Below are 221 nucleotides of genomic sequence, written 5' to 3'. Positions count from 1 at the left end.
CTTTATAAAGGCATATCGTTCCATACACCAACTCAACACACCGGAAAACCCGCTACCCTGGTTAATTCGAATTGTTATCAACGAATGCCGTACATCCTATCGGAAGACTAAAAGAGAACTGGCGTATTGAACCCCGTCCGGTCAAGACAGATGTGCATAATTTTTTGAGATAACGCCATTCTATTCTGATAATTATCAGGTCTACGCTGCCTCTTTTGATT

General features: G+C 41.6%; 1 protein-coding gene. It reads left to right on the top strand.

Going from position 1 to position 221, the window contains the following annotated elements:
* The first annotated feature begins 4 nt into the window (after positions 1-4).
* A complete protein-coding gene (locus tag J3482_RS22100; protein WP_369123498.1) occupies positions 5-130 on the top strand; it encodes an RNA polymerase sigma factor in 126 nt (41 codons plus the stop codon).
* The last annotated feature ends 91 nt before the right edge of the window (positions 131-221 follow it).

The sequence above is a fragment of the Alicyclobacillus suci genome (genome assembly GCF_017329615.1).
GTDB lineage: Bacteria > Bacillota > Bacilli > Alicyclobacillales > Alicyclobacillaceae > Alicyclobacillus > Alicyclobacillus suci.
The sequence above is the reverse complement of the archived record's forward strand: the minus strand, read 5'-3'. Positions and strand labels throughout refer to the sequence as shown.